This window comes from Tardisphaera saccharovorans (genome assembly GCF_046635845.1).
Lineage (GTDB): Archaea > Thermoproteota > Thermoprotei_A > Marsarchaeales > UBA168 > UBA168.
In genome coordinates this window covers 480,049-498,651 of sequence record NZ_JAQQXN010000001.1, presented here as the reverse complement: position 1 = coordinate 498,651, position 18,603 = coordinate 480,049, and the positions used below count along the sequence as shown (strand labels likewise).

Annotated in this window: 20 protein-coding genes and 2 pseudogenes; 9 read left to right on the top strand and 13 right to left on the bottom strand. The window is 56.0% G+C overall.

The window, feature by feature from the left end; genetic code table 11:
- Position 1: 1 nt before the first annotated feature.
- A pseudogene (locus PRZ02_RS02470) lies at positions 2 to 883 on the top strand (carbohydrate kinase family protein); the annotation flags it as partial.
- Positions 884 to 937: 54 nt separating this feature from the next.
- On the opposite strand, the gene PRZ02_RS02465 reads toward PRZ02_RS02470, so the two are convergent.
- Positions 938 to 1,858, bottom strand: a complete 921-nt coding sequence (locus PRZ02_RS02465) for a sugar phosphate isomerase/epimerase family protein (RefSeq protein ID WP_449464260.1) — start codon at positions 1,856 to 1,858, stop codon at positions 938 to 940.
- Between the two features lie 236 nt (positions 1,859 to 2,094).
- Between PRZ02_RS02465 and PRZ02_RS02460 the strand changes: the two genes are divergently transcribed.
- From PRZ02_RS02460 to PRZ02_RS02450, 3 genes are all read left to right on the top strand, one after another.
- Positions 2,095 to 3,240, top strand: coding sequence for a C69 family dipeptidase (locus PRZ02_RS02460; RefSeq protein ID WP_449464259.1), 1,146 nt, complete (start codon positions 2,095 to 2,097; stop codon positions 3,238 to 3,240).
- A gap of 144 nt (positions 3,241 to 3,384) precedes the next feature.
- Complete coding sequence (locus PRZ02_RS02455) at positions 3,385 to 4,164, top strand: SDR family NAD(P)-dependent oxidoreductase (protein WP_449464258.1); 780 nt, start codon at positions 3,385 to 3,387, stop codon at positions 4,162 to 4,164.
- Positions 4,165 to 4,220: 56 nt separating this feature from the next.
- On the top strand, positions 4,221 to 5,225 hold the full coding sequence (locus PRZ02_RS02450) for a zinc-dependent alcohol dehydrogenase (RefSeq protein ID WP_449464257.1): 1,005 nt from the start codon (positions 4,221 to 4,223) through the stop codon (positions 5,223 to 5,225).
- Positions 5,226 to 5,293: 68 nt separating this feature from the next.
- Here PRZ02_RS02450 and PRZ02_RS02445 read toward each other — a convergent pair whose 3' ends face one another.
- The 4 genes from PRZ02_RS02445 to PRZ02_RS02430 all read right to left on the bottom strand — a co-directional run bounded on the left by PRZ02_RS02445 (position 5,294) and on the right by PRZ02_RS02430 (position 8,508).
- Complete coding sequence (locus PRZ02_RS02445; protein WP_449464256.1) at positions 5,294 to 5,965, bottom strand: InlB B-repeat-containing protein; 672 nt, start codon at positions 5,963 to 5,965, stop codon at positions 5,294 to 5,296.
- A 40-nt stretch (positions 5,966 to 6,005) separates the two neighbouring features.
- Positions 6,006 to 6,290 carry a hypothetical protein gene (locus PRZ02_RS02440; protein WP_449464255.1) on the bottom strand — a complete coding sequence of 95 codons (285 nt, stop codon included), beginning with the start codon at positions 6,288 to 6,290 and terminating at the stop codon, positions 6,006 to 6,008.
- A gap of 605 nt (positions 6,291 to 6,895) precedes the next feature.
- Positions 6,896 to 7,336 carry an archaellin/type IV pilin N-terminal domain-containing protein gene (locus tag PRZ02_RS02435; protein ID WP_449464254.1) on the bottom strand — a complete coding sequence of 147 codons (441 nt, stop codon included), beginning with the start codon at positions 7,334 to 7,336 and terminating at the stop codon, positions 6,896 to 6,898.
- Positions 7,337 to 7,449: 113 nt separating this feature from the next.
- Positions 7,450 to 8,508 (bottom strand): hypothetical protein, encoded by a 1,059-nt coding sequence (locus tag PRZ02_RS02430; RefSeq protein WP_449464253.1) that lies wholly within the window; start codon positions 8,506 to 8,508, stop codon positions 7,450 to 7,452.
- Positions 8,509 to 8,681: 173 nt separating this feature from the next.
- Between PRZ02_RS02430 and PRZ02_RS02425 the strand changes: the two genes are divergently transcribed.
- The 5 genes from PRZ02_RS02425 (at position 8,682) to PRZ02_RS02405 (ending at position 13,820) form a co-directional block, all read left to right on the top strand.
- Complete coding sequence (locus PRZ02_RS02425) at positions 8,682 to 9,029, top strand: sugar phosphate nucleotidyltransferase (protein WP_449464252.1); 348 nt, start codon at positions 8,682 to 8,684, stop codon at positions 9,027 to 9,029.
- A gap of 119 nt (positions 9,030 to 9,148) precedes the next feature.
- Positions 9,149 to 10,228, top strand: coding sequence for a glycosyltransferase family 2 protein (locus PRZ02_RS02420; protein WP_449464251.1), 1,080 nt, complete (start codon positions 9,149 to 9,151; stop codon positions 10,226 to 10,228).
- Positions 10,229 to 10,423: 195 nt separating this feature from the next.
- Positions 10,424 to 10,993, top strand: coding sequence for a glycosyltransferase (locus PRZ02_RS02415; protein WP_449464250.1), 570 nt, complete (start codon positions 10,424 to 10,426; stop codon positions 10,991 to 10,993).
- Positions 10,990 to 12,774, top strand: coding sequence for a hypothetical protein (locus PRZ02_RS02410; protein WP_449464249.1), 1,785 nt, complete (start codon positions 10,990 to 10,992; stop codon positions 12,772 to 12,774). The genes PRZ02_RS02415 and PRZ02_RS02410 overlap by 4 nt, the downstream gene beginning before the upstream one ends.
- A gap of 71 nt (positions 12,775 to 12,845) precedes the next feature.
- Positions 12,846 to 13,820, top strand: coding sequence for a hypothetical protein (locus PRZ02_RS02405; RefSeq protein ID WP_449464248.1), 975 nt, complete (start codon positions 12,846 to 12,848; stop codon positions 13,818 to 13,820).
- A gap of 201 nt (positions 13,821 to 14,021) precedes the next feature.
- Here PRZ02_RS02405 and PRZ02_RS02400 read toward each other — a convergent pair whose 3' ends face one another.
- The 8 genes and pseudogenes from PRZ02_RS02400 to PRZ02_RS02365 form a co-directional block, all read right to left on the bottom strand.
- The gene (locus PRZ02_RS02400) at positions 14,022 to 14,444 is read right to left on the bottom strand and encodes a hypothetical protein (RefSeq protein ID WP_449464247.1); all 423 of its coding nucleotides are present in this window, start codon (positions 14,442 to 14,444) and stop codon (positions 14,022 to 14,024) included.
- Between the two features lie 554 nt (positions 14,445 to 14,998).
- Complete coding sequence (locus PRZ02_RS02395; RefSeq protein ID WP_449464246.1) at positions 14,999 to 15,220, bottom strand: hypothetical protein; 222 nt, start codon at positions 15,218 to 15,220, stop codon at positions 14,999 to 15,001.
- An 8-nt stretch (positions 15,221 to 15,228) separates the two neighbouring features.
- A complete protein-coding gene (locus tag PRZ02_RS02390) occupies positions 15,229 to 15,993 on the bottom strand; it encodes a glycosyltransferase family 2 protein (protein ID WP_449464245.1) in 765 nt (254 codons plus the stop codon).
- Between the two features lie 182 nt (positions 15,994 to 16,175).
- A complete protein-coding gene (locus tag PRZ02_RS02385) occupies positions 16,176 to 16,733 on the bottom strand; it encodes a glycosyltransferase family 4 protein (RefSeq protein ID WP_449464244.1) in 558 nt (185 codons plus the stop codon).
- A gap of 51 nt (positions 16,734 to 16,784) precedes the next feature.
- Positions 16,785 to 17,078: a hypothetical protein gene (locus PRZ02_RS02380; protein WP_449464243.1), complete on the bottom strand. Its 294-nt coding sequence runs from the start codon at positions 17,076 to 17,078 to the stop codon at positions 16,785 to 16,787.
- Positions 17,079 to 17,163: 85 nt separating this feature from the next.
- Positions 17,164 to 17,316 carry a hypothetical protein gene (locus PRZ02_RS02375; protein WP_449464242.1) on the bottom strand — a complete coding sequence of 51 codons (153 nt, stop codon included), beginning with the start codon at positions 17,314 to 17,316 and terminating at the stop codon, positions 17,164 to 17,166.
- Positions 17,317 to 17,551: 235 nt separating this feature from the next.
- Positions 17,552 to 17,848, bottom strand: coding sequence for an FkbM family methyltransferase (locus PRZ02_RS02370; protein ID WP_449464241.1), 297 nt, complete (start codon positions 17,846 to 17,848; stop codon positions 17,552 to 17,554).
- A gap of 49 nt (positions 17,849 to 17,897) precedes the next feature.
- Positions 17,898 to 18,332: pseudogene (locus PRZ02_RS02365) on the bottom strand (FkbM family methyltransferase); the annotation flags it as partial.
- Positions 18,333 to 18,603 lie beyond the last annotated feature (271 nt).

Below are 18,603 nucleotides of genomic sequence, written 5' to 3'. Positions count from 1 at the left end.
TATGATACTGCTCTCTGGATTCATGATGGTGGACCTGGTGGCCGCCGACCTTCCCGATATCCCCTCTCCCGGCGACCTCGTCTACGCCCCTCGCGGCATATCGGTCTATCCTGGAGGACATCCCGATAACGTGGCCTCCACGCTCGTTAAGCTCGGCCACAACCCAAGGGATATAGCGCTCGTTGGGGCAGTGGGCGACGATGCCTTTGGCCGCTTTCTGATCGAGACCATGGGATCCTTGGGCATAAAGCTTCTGGTGCGCTCCCTCAAAGCTAATACCGGCAAGACCGTAAGCCTAAAGCCCAGGGGCAAGGACAGGTCATTCGTCGTTGACGTTGGCGCAAACCTGCTATTCAACGCAAGCTGGGTGCTTTCGGCTCTCGAAGAGCTGAGCCCCTCATTTTTCTACATGGCAGGGGGAATACTGGGAAACGCGGATAATGAGATCTCCGACATGCTGGCAAGGGCAAAGGAGCTGGGAGCGGTTACCCTCGCCGACTCGGTAAGGCCGCTGGGAAGGGGATGGGATTACCTTACCCCCGCTCTCAAGCACGTTGACTTCTTGCACCTCAACAGGGAAGAGGCACGCGAGCTCACCGGAGAGAGCGATTGGGAAGGCGCGGCGCGCGCCCTCTCAAAGGCCGGGGCACGCTTCGCCCTAATAACCGATGAAGAAGGAGTTATGGCCTCGTGGGATGGCGGCAACCATCGCGCTTTTCAGCCATCCTTTAAGGTGGATGTGGTCGACACCACGGCCGCAGGAGATTCCTTCGTGGCTGGCCTCATTGAGATGCTGGGCAAGAGGGGAATTCCGTCGACAAAGGCCGAGCTGGAGGAGTGCCTTAGGTTTGCGCAGGCCACCGCGGCCGTTAAGTGCACGGGCGTCAGCACGTCGGGCGTCAGCCTTGAGGCCGTTGAGAAAATGCTTGGAAAGACCTCACGACGGGCATTGCCCTCGGTCCTGAGCGTACTCCTTCCAGAGCTTGACGGTCTCCTCCACGTTCTCAAGGACCTTTTTGTCGTCCTCCTCAGAGGGAGGGATGTACTCCACGAAGGCGTAGACCTCCTTGGCTCCCGATCTTTCCAAGCTCTCAATAACCTTATCTGGCTTCATTATGCCGATCTCGTTGTACTCGCGCGCGAAGGGCCAGTGCCTGTCCGCCTTCCCGTCGGTCTGCTGCAGGTGGATGACCGGTGACTCCGCGCCAAGCTGGGCAAGCCACCGGTAGGGATCGCCGTCAGATCCCTTGAGGGTGCACTGGTGGCCCATGTCAATGGCCAGCTTGAGGGGAACGCCTTCTCCCTCGTTGGCCCTCTTGAGGACAAGGCTTGCCTCCTCGAGGCTCCACGGGGTTTCCCTAGGGACCGGCATGGGTTCCCAGAGAAGAGCCTCAAGCCCCTCCTGCTTCGCGTGGACGCGCATGGACTTTACGGCCTCGAAGAGGGCCTGGTCAACCGCGTTGGCGCGGGCCTTGTCTTCGTAGTCGGCAACGCTCTTTGCCCCCATGTGCCCTCCAGTCATCTTTGCTCCCAAAAGCTTTGTCACCCTTATGGCCTCCATGTACCAGTCAAGGGCATCTGCCCTCATGACGGGATCCGGGTGGGCAAGGAAGTTCATGGAGTAAGGTATGAGGCCCGTGAAGGTGGACTGAAGGTAAAGGCCGTACTTGGCCACCGCATCGTTTACCTGCCCTATCCCGTACTCGAGGACCACTGGTTTCGACCTGGGATCGAGGAGGTCGAAGGAGAACTGCACGTTCTTCACGTCCATCTTCCGGTAGAGGTCGGCCCATTCCGACGGCACCGGCCACCTCTTTATTGCCCAGCAGTTGTTCAAGCCCAGGTGAAATTTTACCATACATCTTTCCCCCACGTGAATAAAAACGCGGCGCGAAAAAAGCACAAAAGGCGAAAGTCGAGGTAGCGAGGCACGAAAAGGATGTCTCGGCGATCGGAAAGCTTCCAAGGTCACGCGCCTCCGTGAAACCACGCGAGCCGGCACGCCCACGAGCGGTCGTCGGCCGCGGAGAGGACGGCTTGGCCTGCCAAGCCCAAGTAAGGCCAAAAACTTAAATCAGGTGCCTTCAAGGGCACGTGTGCGATACCCTCGTCTCGCTTGCCAATAACAACGCGGAAAAAGGCGTTACCTACTTCGCGAAGAACAGCGACAGGGAACCTGACGAGCCCCAGCTCGTTGAGTACTACTCCTCGGCCCCTAGGGAGGGGAAAATAAGGGTGACCCGCGTCGAAGTCGAGGCCAAGGGCCGTGTGGAGGCGAGTCGCACCGTCATATCGAGGCCAACGTGGATGTGGGGGGCTGAGATGGGCTTCAACGAGCACGGGGTCGCGATGGGAAACGAGGCGATCTTCACCAGAAGGCGCTTTCCCAGGCAGGGAATGCTGGGAATGGACGTGCTCCGCATAGGCCTCGAACTGGGGAAAAGCGCAAGGGACGCCCTTGACGTGATGGTCGACCTCGTGGAAAGGTATGGAGTTGGAGGGTCAAATAGCTCCAAAAAGGAGGAGTACTACGACAACTCCTTCCTCATATCCGACAGGGAGAGGGCGTTCGTGCTCGAGACCTACGGAAACCGGTGGAGGTACGAGGAGGTGAAGGGATACGCCTCCATTTCGAACGCGCCCTTTGAGCCGCTTGAGGGAAGGGGTGAGAACTTCAGGTACAAGCTCAACCTCCTTTACACGTACCTCGGGAGGGGAAGAGAAAGGGAAGCCTACACGAGCTCCGCGCTCGCGAAGGGAGGCGTGACGCTGAGGGACGTGATGACGATCATGAGGCACCACAAGAGGGAAAGGTTTTGCCCGAGGAAGGGATCAAACGAGGACGTGTGCATGCACAGCGGCTCCCTGACGAGGACGTCGCAGACCGCCAACTCCATGATAGCGGAACTCCGCCAAGAGTACGTCATTGGCTGGTTCACGTTTTCCTCAAACCCGTGCATATCGCTCTACAAGCCCCTGGTTGCCGGCGAGGGGAAGGTCAAAGTCCGCTATGACGAGGGCTACTGGCTCAAGGCCCAGTCGATTCACGACAGGCTTTCAAGGAAAAACGCCGATCTATACGCGAAGGCAATGGAGATAACGAGAAAGCGCCAGGAAGAGCTGCTGGATATAGTGGACGAGGCAAGGGGCAGGCTGCCGTCCGGCGACGTAGCCGAGGAGATAGGCGAAAGGGCAGGGAAAATCGACAGGGAGCACTTAAACGAGCTCGCCTCGCTTTGACCTGGGCGCCGAGAGGTGAGCGCTGCGTCTTTGGAGGCGTCTTTGAAACGGACTTTGAGATCTGACCTAGTCGCTCGCCCTTTCGCACAAAGCGCCGAAGCAGCAAGCGGAGCCGAAGCTTAAATGCGCGGGCGAGCTTACGTCATGCAGTCGGTTTTGGACTCTTTCAGCCTCAAGGGCAAATCTGCGGTAGTCACGGGGGCGTCAAGCGGCCTCGGCGTCAGCTTCGCCGAGGCCCTCGCGGAGGCGGGAGCCGACGTCTTGATATGCGCCAGGAGGCAGGAAAGGCTCATCGAGAACGCCGAGAGGATAAGCTCCCACACGGGGAAGAAGGTCGTTCCCTTCAGGGCGGACGTCACCGTTGAGGAGGACGTGAGGAGAACTGTGGAGGAGGCCGAGAGGCAGTTCGGCAAGATAGACATTCTCGTGAACAACGCGGGCATGACTGTGCACAGCCCCACAACCGAGCTGAGCAGGGAGAGCTGGCAGAAGGAGATGGACACAAACGTCACCTCGGTCTTCCTCTTCAGCAAGTACGTCATAAGGAGCATGCTCGCACACAAGGTCAAGGGAAAGGTAATAAACATAGCATCCATTTCCGGCCTCCTCAGCAACATAGAGCTGCACGCGGCGTACTACGCAAGCAAGGGAGCGGTGGTCAACCTGACAAGGGCGCTGGCCACCGAGTTTGCGAGGGATGGGATACGCGTCAACGCCATAGCGCCGGGCTACATAGCCACCGAGATGACGGCGGAGCTGTTCAAGGACGAGAAGGTGATGAACCACATAAGGCTCAGGACGCCCATGGGCAGACCGGGCACGCCTGACGAGCTCAAGGGGACCCTGGTCTACCTGGCTTCCGATGCCTCTTCTTACGTGACCGGCGCCATCATACCCGTGGACGGAGGATGGACGGCCTTCTGAGCCATCGCGGGAAAGCGCCGAGCGGCAACACTTAAAAACGGGGCCGGGATCAGCGCATGAAAGCCGTAAGCATAGTAGGTCCTGAGAAGCTTCAGTTTGTTGAGCTACCCGAGCCCCACGCGGGACCCGGACAGGTGGTCATAAGGGTTCGCAACGTGGGCATATGCGGGAGCGACCTCCACACGTTCGTGGCGAAGCACCCGGACTGCAAGCTGCCCGTCATCCCGGGGCACGAGTTCGCCGGGGAGGTCGTAGAGGCAGGGGAGGGGGCGACGCACAAAATCGGCGACAGAGTGGTGGTGGAGCCCATAGAGGTTTGCGGGCACTGCTACTACTGCAAGAGGGGGGAGTACATAAGGTGCCTCAACTTAAAGTGGCTTGGCTGCCAGCTCAGCGGCGCCTTCACGGAGAGGATAGCCGTCTCCGATGAAAGGGTTTACGGCATACCCGCCTCCATGAGCTGGGAAGAGGGGGCTGCCGTGGAGCCGTTGGCCATAGCCGTTCACGCCCTCAGGAGGGGAGGCGTGAGGGAAGGAGACAGGATAGCCATAGTTGGAGGGGGAACCATAGGGCTGAACATATTAGCAGCCGCCAAGGCGGCTGGCGTCTCCTACGCGGCGGTCGTGGAGCCAGTTGAGTGGAGGCAAAGGGTCGCCAAGGAGCTCGGAGCAGACCTCGTGGTGAAGCCGGAGGACGCCGACCGGATAGTGAAGGATACGGAGGTAGGGGTTGACGTGAGCTTGGAGGCCGTGGGGAAGTCGGAGACGGCCGCGCTCGCCCTTTCCCTGACGAAGAAGGGAGGAAAGACCGTGGTGGCCGGCGTCTTCGAGGTCCCCCAGTTTCAGTTCAACCCCATGATGCTCGTTAACAACGAGAAGGAGCTCTACGGGAACTTGGGATACGCCTGGGGAGACTTCCCCACAGCGATCTCGCTCATAGCCAGCGGAAAGGTTCCCGCAAAAAGGCTTGTGAGCAGGGTTCTTCCGCTCGACCAAGCGGAAGAGGGGTTCAGGCTGGGGCTCTCAAGAGGGGAGGTAATAAAAGTACAGCTTCAGCCATGATCCCTAAAACCCTACCAGTGGGATGGCGTTGACCTCGTTCGAGTAAGCCGCGTGAGCGGCCAAGGCCGCTACCTCCTGCGCTTGACGCTCTTCTTTTCTCTTTCCACCCGACGCTTCCCGGCTTTCCAAGCCCCATAGGAAGCTCCTGCCACCGCCCCAACGATGAGGATGACGATGACCAAGACCCAGTAGGGAAAAGTCGGCTTGAAGACCGCCTCAACGTATCCGCTTCCGCTTATGATGATGGTCGTGTTTGGGAGGCTGTCGTTGAGGAAAACTATGAAGGGAGCTGACGAAACCCACTTATAGAAGCGATAACCGGTTGAAGCCTTGGCGCTTACCTTCACCGTAGAACCTCCCTCGTACCAACGAGAACCCGATGGGTAAACCGAGCCACCAGAACCGGACGTGAAGTTGACCTGGTAGTACGGGAGATACACGACCTTCACAAGGGCCTGCGATGGAACGCTAAGCGTTCCAGATGAGATCGAGGCACGGTAAACCGTTCCCGGGCCCCCAGCTATCTGCGCGGGGGCGGACCAGCGATAGGAACCGGGAGGAAGGTCCACGACGATCGTCCCGTTATAGGTGTAGTAAGCCGTGCCATTTACCGTTACCTCCCACATGGTGTTAAAGGGCAGTCCAACGACCACGAACTTCACGTTATAGGAAGGCGCAGCGAGGGCCAATGGGATAAAGGAAAGGGCAAGGAGTAGGAGAAAAACGGGCAGGAAGCGCATGATATTAAGGGAAAACTCGCCCAAAAGTGTTGTGGATGACCTACTCTAGCGACTTGGAGTAAACGCCGTAGAGCGATATCACCGTGAGCAGCACGTTGATCAGAAAGCCAGAGGGAAGCAGCGAGAAAAGTCCAAATATGAGGGAAAAACCGAACGTGACGAAGAAGAGGAAAAGGGCAAGGGCAGAGAAGATCATGAATGCAAGCGCGAGAAGCGCCGACCTGAAGGAGCGGACGCGGCCCAGTTCCGTGAAGAACTGAAAAAGGATGAGACCCGTTACCGCGGTCAGGTACACGAACAGGTAATCGAAATTTGACTTGCGCACAAGTGGTAAGCGTGGGGACGTAAAAGTTCAGCGTCTCCCTCGCTGAGGTTCGCCAGCCTGTTCTGAAACGGCGGCAGAGGGAAGAAAGGCGCCCGCTGCCACTAAGGCCAGCATAATCCCAACCAAAATGGTCTTCGTGTTTTTCTTATCAACTGTGCAATTCGTTATTAAACGTTTCTCTTAAATAAGAAACAAGTGCTAAGGCAACATGCTAGGGCTAAGGAAGGCCAGATGGGACCCCGCGCAAGGGGACGCGCGGGAAGAGCGGGTTGGCGGAAACCAAGGACATAAAAAAGCAGGCCGTTCAAGGAAAAAGGCCAGCTCGATTTCCTGAGAGAACTTATGGGGATCTCCAGTAAGGTCTCGATGCTTTTTCGGAATCAACGAGCTATAACTCCCGTGACCGCAAAGCCGGTCAGAAGCCGGAAACGCAAAACGAGAGGCAACGCGGAGAGCAGCCCGATCCATGAACCCGGCAAAGCAAGCGGAGGAGCTGAAGCGCATCAAAAAGCCGTCTATCGAGGGGCGAAGCGAGAAAAGAACGTGATCGCAGTAAACCGCAGGCGCCAAAGAAAAGAAAAAACGCAAAAATAGGATTAAGGCGGCTACGACGTGGTGAAGCTTATCGAGCCCGAGATCACCGGGTTGCCCTGGCTGTCGTTCAGGCCTGTCAGGGTGACCGTATACGTGGTATCAGGGCTGAGGCCCGTTATGATCACCGTGATAGTGCCATCGGCAGGAATCGTGTTCGACGAAACCGTAACCTTACCACTTGGGGTGCTAGACCCAGCCGCGGTTACCACGACAGCGCTATTCGATATCGAAATCGGGAACTGGCCTCCATTCGTTATCTGCAGCGTCGCAGCGGTGTTGGTAACGTCAAGTATCGTTATGGTGGCCGACTCCGAGGTAGGCATGTGCGTGCTCGTTCCAGATCCTATGAGGCCAGACACCCATCCGTAGATCGCGAGCCCGGCGGCTATGGTTATGGCTATGAGCAGCACGGTGGCTATTATGGGAGAAATACCCTTACTCTTTGAGCGCATTCTTCTTTCTAACGCAATCCGTCCGAGCTACTTAAACTTTTTTGTAAATCATCGTAAAAGCCCGAGGTAAAGAGCTACGTAACGCCTAGAGGGTACCTCACTTTTTCCGGTTTTCATTCCGATCTGTTTTTATCCGCTTTTTCGTTGTCGTCCTTTTTTCTCCTGTCCTCGACCCATGCCCTCGCGACGGCAGCGGCGACCGCCGCCACCAGGGCGAAGTAGGCGTAAACGGAGAAGGAGTTGGCCAAGGCCTCGTCCCCGAGGGAGAAGGCGACGGCAGCAGCCACGATAAGCGCCACCGCTGCGCCCGCGATGGGCGAGGCCGGATCCCTCTTCGCCAGCACCCCCGCCCTTTTAGCCGCTACCGTCACCCTCCTCCTCTCGACCACCGCTGCCGCGACCAGCGCGTAAGAGCCCGCAAAGGAGTAGGCGAACCACCTCTCCGCCCTAGCCACCCTCCCGGGGTAAAGCGAGGCCTGCTCCTTCACGCTGGCGTAGTTCAGCTCCAAGAGGACCATGGCTCCCCTCTCCGCCCTCCCGGCGACCGAGGGAGAAGGGGTGAAAGCCGGGGCGCGCCAAGCTGCGAGGGTTGAGTTACCCTCCACGAGCTTTACCTCCCCCTTGGAGAAGAGGAAGTAGAACAGAGCCGAGCCGTTGACCTCTCCCACCCTCTTCCCTCCGGCGATTAGGGCGCCAGAGGTGGAGGGGGCGCCGCTTGAAGGGACTACGTAAACGAAAACCCTCGACCCGTTAACGTAGCCCGGCGAGACGGAAAAGTTCCAGCGGAAGAGGTAGCCCCAGTAGATCGAGAAGTTGACCTCGGCCGTTGAGGAGGCGGGCAATGACGGAAGGGAAGAGGGAGCTGCAAGCGAGGCGTTCAAGGCCGAGTTGGCTATGAAGGAGAGGATGCCGTGGTCGTAATCAGATGAGAGATAAGAGGGGGAGACGGAGAAGGAAGAGGAGGGAAAGGGGAAGGCCTTGGCCGCCGAGTAGGCCGGGGACGTTGCGAAGGCGTAGTAGGCGAAGGAGGAGGAGATCGGCAAAGAGATCAGAAGCGCCACGAGGAGGGCCAGCAGGATTGGATGGCTCGGCCCTGAGGGAGCGGACGAGGAGGGGTTAGGCGCTGACGACGCGAAGCGGTGGCGCGAGGGATGGTCGGCAAAGGGGCGCATGCCAAGATCAGGAGGACGCTAATAAGCGTTGGCGATGGCAGCGGCGGCTCGGGAGAGAGAGGACGGGCGGCCGTATGGAAGAGAGGGGAAGCAGGCCGAAACAGCGACCCGCAACAGAACCCCAACAGAAGAGGCAAAGCTCATAAGCCCTCCTTCCCTATATGCGATGCGGCGTGCAGCAGCGCGTTGAGAAGGCTGTCATAACGGCGGCCGGGCTCGGCACCCGGCTGCTCAGCGTAACCAAGGAGATGCCGAAGGAGATGCTCCCGCTTTTCTCCCCCTCGCCCTCCGGATCCCTTTCGGTGAAGCCCCTGCTCCAGCTCGTGTTCGAGCAGCTCCACTCGGTGGGGATAAGGGAGTTCTGCTTCGTGGTCGGGAGGGGGAAGAGGGCAATCGAGGACCACTTCACCCCTGATCCCCGCTTTCTTGAGGAGCTGAGGGAAAAGGGAAAGGAGACATGGTCGCTCGAGTCCTTCTACGCCGCCCTGTCTCTTCGCGCCTACTGCCATCAGATGAAATAAACCAAACTTCCTAATCGACCCGCGGGCCGCCGCGCCGCGTAAGCCGAACTTGCGTTAAGCTCGCAAGACCTTGCCGCCACCGCTCACCTCACCCTTTTAAGCGTTGACCCTCTAGCCCCATGCCCCCACGCATCTCGGTGATAGTGACGGCCTACAACCGCAGGGAGTTTTTGCCACGCGCCGTGAGGTCAGCCCTCAACCAGACCCTCCCCCGCGATCGCTACGAGGTGATCGTCGTCAAGAACTTCGAGGACAGGGCCATGGACGAGGAGATGGAAAGCGAAGGGGTAACGCTTCTCCACAGCGAAAGCCCCTTTCAGGGGCAGCACCTGCTGGTCGCCCTCGGTAGGTGCAGGGGTGAGATCATATCCTTCCTCGACGACGACGACGAGTTCCTTCCAAGAAAGCTCGAGGCCGTGGAGAGCGCTTTCTCAGACGGCGTGGTCTTCCACAGGAACCGCCGTGTCTTCGTCGACGCGAGGGGCAGGGCGCTGAGTGCCGAGAAACCTCACCCACCCGCCACGCTCGGTCCCCGCGGGGCAGCCAATAGGGCGGTGCAGCTCGGTATGGGGGTCAACAGCAGCTCCATGTCGATCAGGAGAGAAGCTCTTGAGGCCGTGAATCGGGATGTCGTGGGAAAACTATGGCTGGCCGTTGACCTGCTTTACTTCCTTGCGGCGCTGAAGAGCGGGAAGGACCTCGTCTACGACCCAAGGCCTCTGACGGCCTTCAGGGTTCACGGGCAGCAGAGCTTCGTGGACTCCACGTCGTTAAGGGCTTACGCGGGCAAGAGGTGCAGCTCCAGCAAGAAGTTCGTGGCCAGCTATGAGGTACTTGAGGAGCTGGCCGGAAGGGAGTTCGAGGGGTTGGTCAGGCCCCTTCTCCTCAGGTCGGCGCTTGTGGGGTCCCTTTTCTGCCCGCTGGTCGGCGAGCGCGCGGAGACCTTAAAAAGGCAGGACCTAGCCTACCTCTTGTTGCACACGGCGGCCAGCCCTCTGGACTCCCTCGGCGTTCGCGCGATGGCGCTTTCAGCCCTGCTGCGCCTGCCAGTCGGGAGGGCGATGGCCGAGGCGGAGTTCGCGCTGGCCAGCCGGCCGCGCCGAAAGATAGCGGGACCACGGCCGAACGGATATGGGCGAAGTGGCTTGCGGCACTTAAAAAGGCGACCGCCCGAAAATCGAAAAAGAACCCGGTGCTGATTCTCCGAGGCACCTCCTGCGGAAAAGCAAATGCGGAAGCCAAAGGGGTAAAAAAAAGCGCTGATTCTTAACGCGCTTGCCGAGGACTGCCCTGCAGCCAGGGCTTTCCTCGCTAACGTAAAGCGAAAACGTCACGATTTTTCGATAACGCGCAAAGATGGATAAAGGTTTAATAAGACCATGCCCTGTTAACGCATGAAAGTCCTGCTGGTCAACATAAGCCCTTCAAGGAGCGGGGTCGGTAACTACGTGAAGCTCATAATGAAGTACAGCCATTTCAGCTACGACCTGCTCAACGTGTCGCTCTTTGGGCGGAGCGAGCCGTCACTGTACCCACTGAGCCCACACGGGAAGACGGAGCACATGTCGGTCAGCTCAGGGCCACTGCAGGGGCTACTCAAGTTCTACTCTGGGGCCATGGGAAGGCAGATAGCTGGCCGCGTCAGGGCCATGGGGGGCGACGCCGACGCCGTCTTCCTGTCGCAGCAGGACCTGATACACTCGGCGCGGGCTATACGCGAACAAACGGGGAAGCCGGTGGTGGCCACGGACAGGCCTCCCATGAACGAGATATTACCCGTTGGGCACTTCGTGAGCGACCCGTTCGACCCGGCCGCTCTTGCCGAAGCGCTCTCGAGGACCATCGAGGATGGGGACGAAGTGGTCAAGGGGTATGCCTCGCTGAGGGAAAGGTTCTCCATCAATAGGTTCGTTAGCGAGTTCGAGGGCTCGATGAGATCGGCCGCGGAGGCGACCGCGCGGTGATCAAGAGAATGCTCGGTTCATCGCTGATCTGGAGGCTCACAGGCTTCACTAAAAGTGGTTCTCGCGCAGGGCGTTACTGCGTGTTGGCTTTGGAAGTTACCCTGCACTTCATCATCCCGGTTTCATTGACGCTCCTGCTTCTCAGCTACCTCTTGAAGCCTGGCTACGCAGGCTTCATGGATAACGGTGGTTTTGCTTTACCGATTTCTTCATACATTGCTCTTTCGCGCGGACCTTGGGGTTTCTTCTTTGGCACGAGCATGATCCCCCAAGAACTAATTTATAGTGTATTTCCCAATAAGATAGGCGCTTGGAAAGCCTCTATATTCTTTTACCAGTACGCCTCGTATCTGTCCGCTTACGCCTCCACGCGCGTGTTGAGGAAAAACTTCCCTTTGATGAAATCCTTTTGGCTTGAGTCGGCTTTTTACTTCATATCACTAGCGTACTCCTTCAACACTTATATCGTAGGAGGCTTCTTGAACTACTTCTCGTACCAGTTCGAGATGCCTCAAGTGATCGCGCCTCTCCTCGGAGCTTATGTTTTGAGCCTCATATTTAACGCCGAGCGCTCAGTTCGCGAGCTTGTGAAGAAGCTGGCGGTAATAGCCGCTCTTGGCGCTTTTGTTTCCTCTTCGCCCCCTATGGTGGTCGCCATGGGCCTGCTAATGCTATCGGCCTTTATCGTCGAGCTACTCTCGTGTAGAGGTGTAAGGCACGCCGTAAAGGTGACATTGGTGTTCGTGGCTTCGGCCGCTGTTTCATTCTTCTATTTTCTCATCTATTACGCCTTATCAGCGATCAACTACTTCGGTGCCTCACAGTCGCTGATCCCCACCTCCAAGGATTATTTCTGGGGACCGGGTGTTTTCAGCGCACTCACTGACTCATACGGAGCAATAGACATCAGCAGGTCTTCTTACATTCTCGCGCACAGCTTATCCATCCCCTCATCGGTACCAGCCTACGTTCCTTTTTCTATGGTATTCTGGCTTGGGGCCTTCTATATGCTGTCGAAGGGTAACGCGACCTCCCGGAAATTAGCCCTTGCTTTGTGCGCTACCGATCTAGTACTGGTGCTGTTTCTCAACGGTTTCCATGCCGATAACGTTCTTTCTTCGCTGTTATACTTCTTGGCTAGGTACCTGCCTAACTCGTTACTGTTTTCTTTTCAGGACTCGTTACCCGATCTGGCTTCAGTCTTTCCCATCCTCTTTTTGGGGGTTTTGACGCTTTTCTTAACGCTTGGCGAGCGCGAATCCGGACATAACCCCACTAAGAAAGAGTTGAAAGTTGCGTTGGCCGTGGCCATCGTGATATCGATACCCATCATGATAAATTACGGCTACATCCAGCTCTACGCGTATTCCGCTATCATAAATCCAACCCCAATACCGAGTTACTACAGACAGGCATTCAACTTCATGGCGGAGCACGCCAACTCTACGTATGCCTGGTTCCCAGTTTATGGCACGCCAGCGTGGAGAGGATGCTTCCTATCGAACATCCCGGGATATCTTGGTGGCCTGTATGGGATAAAGTTCAACTACTTGCCGTGGTACGTGTCAGCCGAAATAGTACAGTCTCTATACCAAGGTCAAGTCCCGCTCGCATTTATTTCCAAATATCACGTCCAATACGTGGTGGTCGACGACAGCGTTATGGGTTATCCGTATCTCAATGGAGCGTTGAGCTTCATGTCCAACAGCGCTTACTTCAGGCTCGCCGCCCACTATGGAGACATCTACATATACGAGTTCATCAACAGTTCGGAGGGCTGAAGCGCTTGGCGGAAGACTTCTGCATTTCAGCCGTTGTGATGTCTTATAATCACCCTGAAAGAGTAATAACTTTGGCAAAAAAAGTGAAAGAGTTCGTGGACGAAGTCCTTGTACTGCACACAGGTCCAGCTGACGCGTTCCAGCTGATCAAGAGGCAATTGCCCTTCGCAAAGGTGCTGGACCTGCCAGACCTTGGCATCGCAACGTTATACGTGGAGGTTGCCCTAACTTCTGCCAGTCACAATTGGATCTTGTACCTGGAGGATGATTACGTCCCTTCTGCCGCACTCCTGCACGGCCTTAGAGAGCTGATCACGCAAGGAAAAACCAGGTTGTACCGTGTGAACCGCGTTAACGTAACTCCTGAGGGAACTGGTGTTCAAAAGGTGATAATGTTCTTCGATAAGAGAGCCGTACGCCCGACGGGCATGATACACGAGCACTTCTTCACCGCGGAACGCTTCGAGGACATCGACTCCCAAATGTATGTAGAGCACAGGCAAGATCCCCTAGGCTTCGCGCAGTGGCTCAAAAAGATGTGGAAATACTCGCTTTACTCTTCATTGGGTATCCCGTACAAGCTGTTAACGCTTTCGTCTTTGAAGTCACCGATGTACGATGACAGTGGAGAAGACCTAGTACGCCAAAAAAATTTGGTTTACTCAATTAGACTTTGCGACCCAGGTAGGAACAACTTCTGCTTGCTTCTATACGAGCTAATCTACGACGCCGGGTCGTGGTTACTTACGATGATAGACCTTTTTAAGGCAAGGGCAAAACCCTCGACTTTCATCAGTGTCAATATTTATTATCTCTTTTTAGTTGCTAACGCTCTTAGGGACATAAAATTGTTGCCTGTATCCAGGCTGGCTTTCCTTAAAGGAAACTACATAAACTTGTTCGGGCTGGAGACCTATGAGTCAGCGCGCCAAGCCCTTGCTGCAACCCCAAGCGACCTTTCAGCTACCAATAGATACTTTTTCCTGTGCAAGAAGGCATTGAAGGAATACCACAGAAATCGTAACCATCCTTTACTGAAAGATTGAAAAGATAAAAGGCCGCCAAGAGGGAAACGAAAACGACCAAGTAGGGGGAGGGGAAAGCTGGCAGAAGGGCCATGACAACGGCGGCAAAGGCCAAGTCGTATACCGAAAAGACCTTAGTAGCCGACAGCTCCAATCCCCTGTAAAAGATGAGGGCCGCGAGCGGCATGAGCGCGTAAAAGACGTATGAAGGCATTGGATCCGTCAAGTCTCGAAAAGCCAGTACGTGGAGTACGTGTAGGAGATCCCCGAGATGGCCGCCCCGACGGTGCCAGCCCTCCCGCGCGGGAGGAACTCCGTCGGGAAGAGGTACATGGACAGCCCGCTCGCGGCGAAGGTCAAGTACCAGATCGACATCTCTGCTACCGAAAAGCCAGCCAATGAGTTGAGGACAAAAACCAGGGCGTAATAGGGAAGCATACAGTTAGCGTAAGTGAAGTAACCCCCGTACCCATACCAAGCCCACGCGTGAAGTAGAGATGTTAAATCTTCCCTGGGAAAGAGGGGGAAATTAGAATCCGTCATATAGATGAGGCCGTGGCCGCAATTGAACCACGAGATCACGGGCAGGGCCAGAGCCCCGAACAGCAATATCACAAGTAAGTCGCTTAGCCGCGCGGAGCCCATGCTTTCTCGATTAAAAGCAAGGCGCGCCATATAAGTTTGCGCCCATGGGCGATTATCCTCATGAATCCAATGTAATGAGCTTCCCCCCTGCCCCCGCTTTCTACCCCTGACTTCTCGTAGCCTTGTTTTGGTCAGCGGGTTATGGCGCCGTTAGCCTAGGTGCTCTGAACAGCCTTACGCTGTAGGAGCTTGCCGTTTCTTGGCCTTCCTCCTTACCGAAATCGCCTTCGCGAGTAGAAATCACCCTATTTAGCGCCTACCATGTCCTATTTTCGCCCTTTGCCAATTGCGGCCTGAACGATTCTTCCTTACGTCGTTGCTCCCGCTCCTAAGAGCGACCTAAGACGTTTCCCCTTCTTGTTTGGTTTCAAGTTCCTTCGGTAAAGAAGCGTTAATTATTTACGTTGATCGAGAGGGAAGTTTGCTGGAAAGGCGGCACGTGCAGATTAAACTAATTTTAGCTAGATATGTCATTTCATTTAATTCGATTATGATTTATATATAATGAAGCGGATTATTTAGTCTGTTGGATTAATTGAAATCGTTCCTTTTAGTCAACGATAGGCTTCCTTCGCGAAGAACTTGAACGAAAAGCTCGCCCCGATCTCCCTCACCCACGACGGCAAGAGCGGAAGGAGGAGCTGCGCCCAAAAATGCGTAAGGTGACCACTCATGTAGGGCATGTAGCTCACCCAGGCCGCCACGTCTTTTATGGAAAGCCGATCAAAAATAGGATCGCCGAGCTGGGTGCGCCTTGGCCTAGAAAGCCATGCCATCTTCTCGTTTATGAAAAAATACTTGACGACTTTTTCATATGGCGTCTCGCGGGCAAGCCGTACAGGTAAAAGGCATCTTGTAGGTGCCTCTTACCTGCCTCGCTCAGCTTCGCCTCATTTATTTCACGGGAGCGCAAGTCCACGCCCACGTGATCCCCGTGAACTCTAAAAAGGGTCAGGGGTCTGGGATCATCAACGATCACATCGCCCTTGAGCAGAGACGCGACGAAGCAATAGGCGTCGAGGCTTAAATCGATTTTCTTAAGCTCTTTTCCCAAAAGGCGCCGTCTGACGCTGACGGACGAGTTGTTATGGAAAGCCGCGTGAAAAAGCAGCCAGCGCATCCAGCTCCTCTTCGCCTCTTCTCCGCTTATTAGCGCGCTTTCCCCTTCCTTTCTTAGTTTGGCTCCAGACTCGTTGATCACGAGACGGCCGTTGTGGTAGTAGTCCGCGCCGCGCTGAAAGGCCTCGTAGACGGCCTTGAGCTTTCCTGAAAGGAACTCATCATCATCAAGGAAGGAGATGACGTCACCTCTATCAACCTGAAGGGCCTCGTAGACCATGGCCCCGAAGCCGACGCTCTCGGAGTAGAGGTTCGTCACCCCCCACTCCCCCAGCTTCGAGTCTATGAAGTCGTCGCGGAAGTTCTTCACCACGATCACCTCGTAGAGGTCGCGGGAAAGGGTCTGGTTAAGGGCCGACTTGACGGCGCCCAAAAGGTACTTCTTCCGGTCGTAGGCCGTCACTATGACAGAGATGCGAGGGAAATACACGAAAGAAATAACATACCACAATAAAAACATTCGCGTGAAATATCAAGATCAGGAGAGACGCATCTGCGCGTCGTATAAAATATAAAGCAGAAAGCACGTGCCTTGCGTATCAATCCTCATGGTTATCCACCAGAAAAAGCTGAAAAACTAAAGGTTTCAGCTAAGGCACAAAGTTCTCCTCGTCAAGCTAGGAGCTTCTCGATTCTGGCGGCAACCTGATCCCAGGTAAGGACGGCCGCGAGCTGCGCGCGGGCTATCTCTTCTCTCAGCTTTGCGTCGCCCATCAGCTTTTTCAGGCCAGCGGAGGCCGCCTCGACGTCGCCAACGGGTACCACCACAGACCCCAAGGACGCGTACTGGGAGCCGCAACCAGCCTCAGATGTCAAGAGGGGCAGGCCGTGCGCCATAGCCTCCACCCTAGCGATTGAAGAGCCTTCCCAATCGGAAGTAAGCGCGAATATAGACGCGCGATCGTATTCAGCCTCCAGCTCATCTTCAGAGACCGGGCCGACAAAATGGACACGACCGATCAAGCCCAGCCGAGTCACAAGACGCTTCAGCTCATCAAAGTAGCCCTGATCATAAACAGGGCCCACGATCCTCAGCTCCCAGTCTGGAAATTCGGCGCAAGCAGCATGAAAGGCGCATATGAGCACGTCGAGCCGCTTCTGGCGCGATATCCTAGCGACACTCAGCACCACTTTTCCCTTTTTACGTGAAGCTTCTTTCGCCTTAGGCAAAGACGCGTAGCCGTTGGGTACGACGCGTAACCTATAGGGAAGTGGAAGCCATCACTTAAGCAACGAGCGATAACCGCAGGGGGTTTCTACCACAATGAGATCGTAGAGGAAGCTAGACAAGAAAATGTTTAACTTAAAGACCGGACGCATCCAAACTGGGAGGGAGCCTGGCCCTGCGCCTTCCCACTCAGGGTTCAAGTCAAGCTTAAGCACAAGCTTCGCGCGCGGCTTCGCCAACTTGTATGAGACCAGCACTGGCAGCCAAAACGGAGAACTACCCATCTGGAAAACTACGTCCGGTCTTTCTGCCTTCAGTACGCATAGCAGGGAGGCGCTGTCGCGCACACGGCGACTTATCGACCATCCCAGAAAGCCAAAAAAGGTGAGGAGGCGCGCCTACTTGGTAAACCTTCAAGGGCATGGGAAAAACCTATAAGGACATCTCATCGACCAAGATGGAAACGCGGTAATCCAACCGAGCAAATCCCTGAAGAATCCCTCCTAGCTCTCTTTTCCAGTGAACGTCAGCGAACTCCGCTAAAGGCCAAAGGAAAATAAAGGCCTTAGTTTTCGAACCTGCCACCTGTAATCACTTTCTAAACGGGTTGCCTATTAAGTTTTGAGCGCCATGCTTTAGTGCGCTTCGACCTCCTATGCCCAAGGTAGAAACGTAAGAATTAAGATCTTTTGGAGAATCGTGCCCTTGCCGCCCGCGAGGACTACTCCCTTTATAAGGGTAAGGGGCGAGGACTTTTAACCCTTGCGCGGCGCCTGAGGATCTTTAAATCGACCGACTCAAGGTGGAAGAGGCATTAAAGCTAAGACAAGGGTCGCTTCCAGGCGTAGGCGTAACCTAAGAGCATGTTCGGGTCGGCGGCACGCGGGTTATAAGACCTGTGGGGCTTGTCCGCCCTCACTTGAAAGCCAGCCCTCCTCAGGGCCTCCACCACCCTCTTGGGCCCGTAGTGGTACTCAAGCATCACCTGACTCACCTCGCCTATCCTGCGGCTGTTGGCAAGGGCGTCGTACTCGCAGCCCTCGCAGTCCATCTTCAGGACGTCGAAGGGGCCGTACTCCTCGAGGACGTGGTCGAGCGAATAAACGGGGACCTCCACGCCCTCCTGAGAGGGCTTGAGGTCGTCCCCTAGTGGTCTCGCCGGTCGTCACCATTATCGAACGATCATTTCCGCCCACGGCACCGTTGACAACCTTCACGTTTTTCAGGCCATTAACCTCCACGTTCTTTACTGCAAGGGCGTACGGGAAGGGGTAAGGCTCAAAGGCCACGACCTGCTTCGCTCCCCTCAGAGCGAACGCCAGCGCGGAGTCGCCTATGCTGGCTCCAACGTCAAGTACGCGCTTGCCTTTCACGTCGAGCCAATCGAAATCTGAGAAAGCGCTGCGAACGTCGCCGTACTGCCATCCGTAAAGGTAGAATAGCTTCCCATCATACTCGAACTGAATACAGTCGTTCGATATTGCCTTTACGTGAGCTCCAGCTCCCGCCAGCTTAGAAATCGTGAGTGTTTCGAATGGCGTGGCCTCCAACTCAAGACCATCCCTGAGCTTAGCCCTTATGGTCTTCTTGCCCGTGCGCATAGACCACATGACCGAGGGCCAGTTAGAGTAAGCCTTCCTGTACCTTGTAAGCTGTTCGACGAACCCCATAATGGCATATGCCCGACATTTATAAAGCCGTTGGCTAATGGGTTGCCCTTCTACCCGAAGGCTCCTCATAAAGGGATGAGTTTTCGGCCATAGATCGCCAGGTCTCCGTACTGATGCCAGCTTCATAAGACTGAATGCCGAAACCCAGACTTAGCGTGGCAGGTTATCCTTCAACGCACCGAGCCGCCCGAAAATTAGGGCT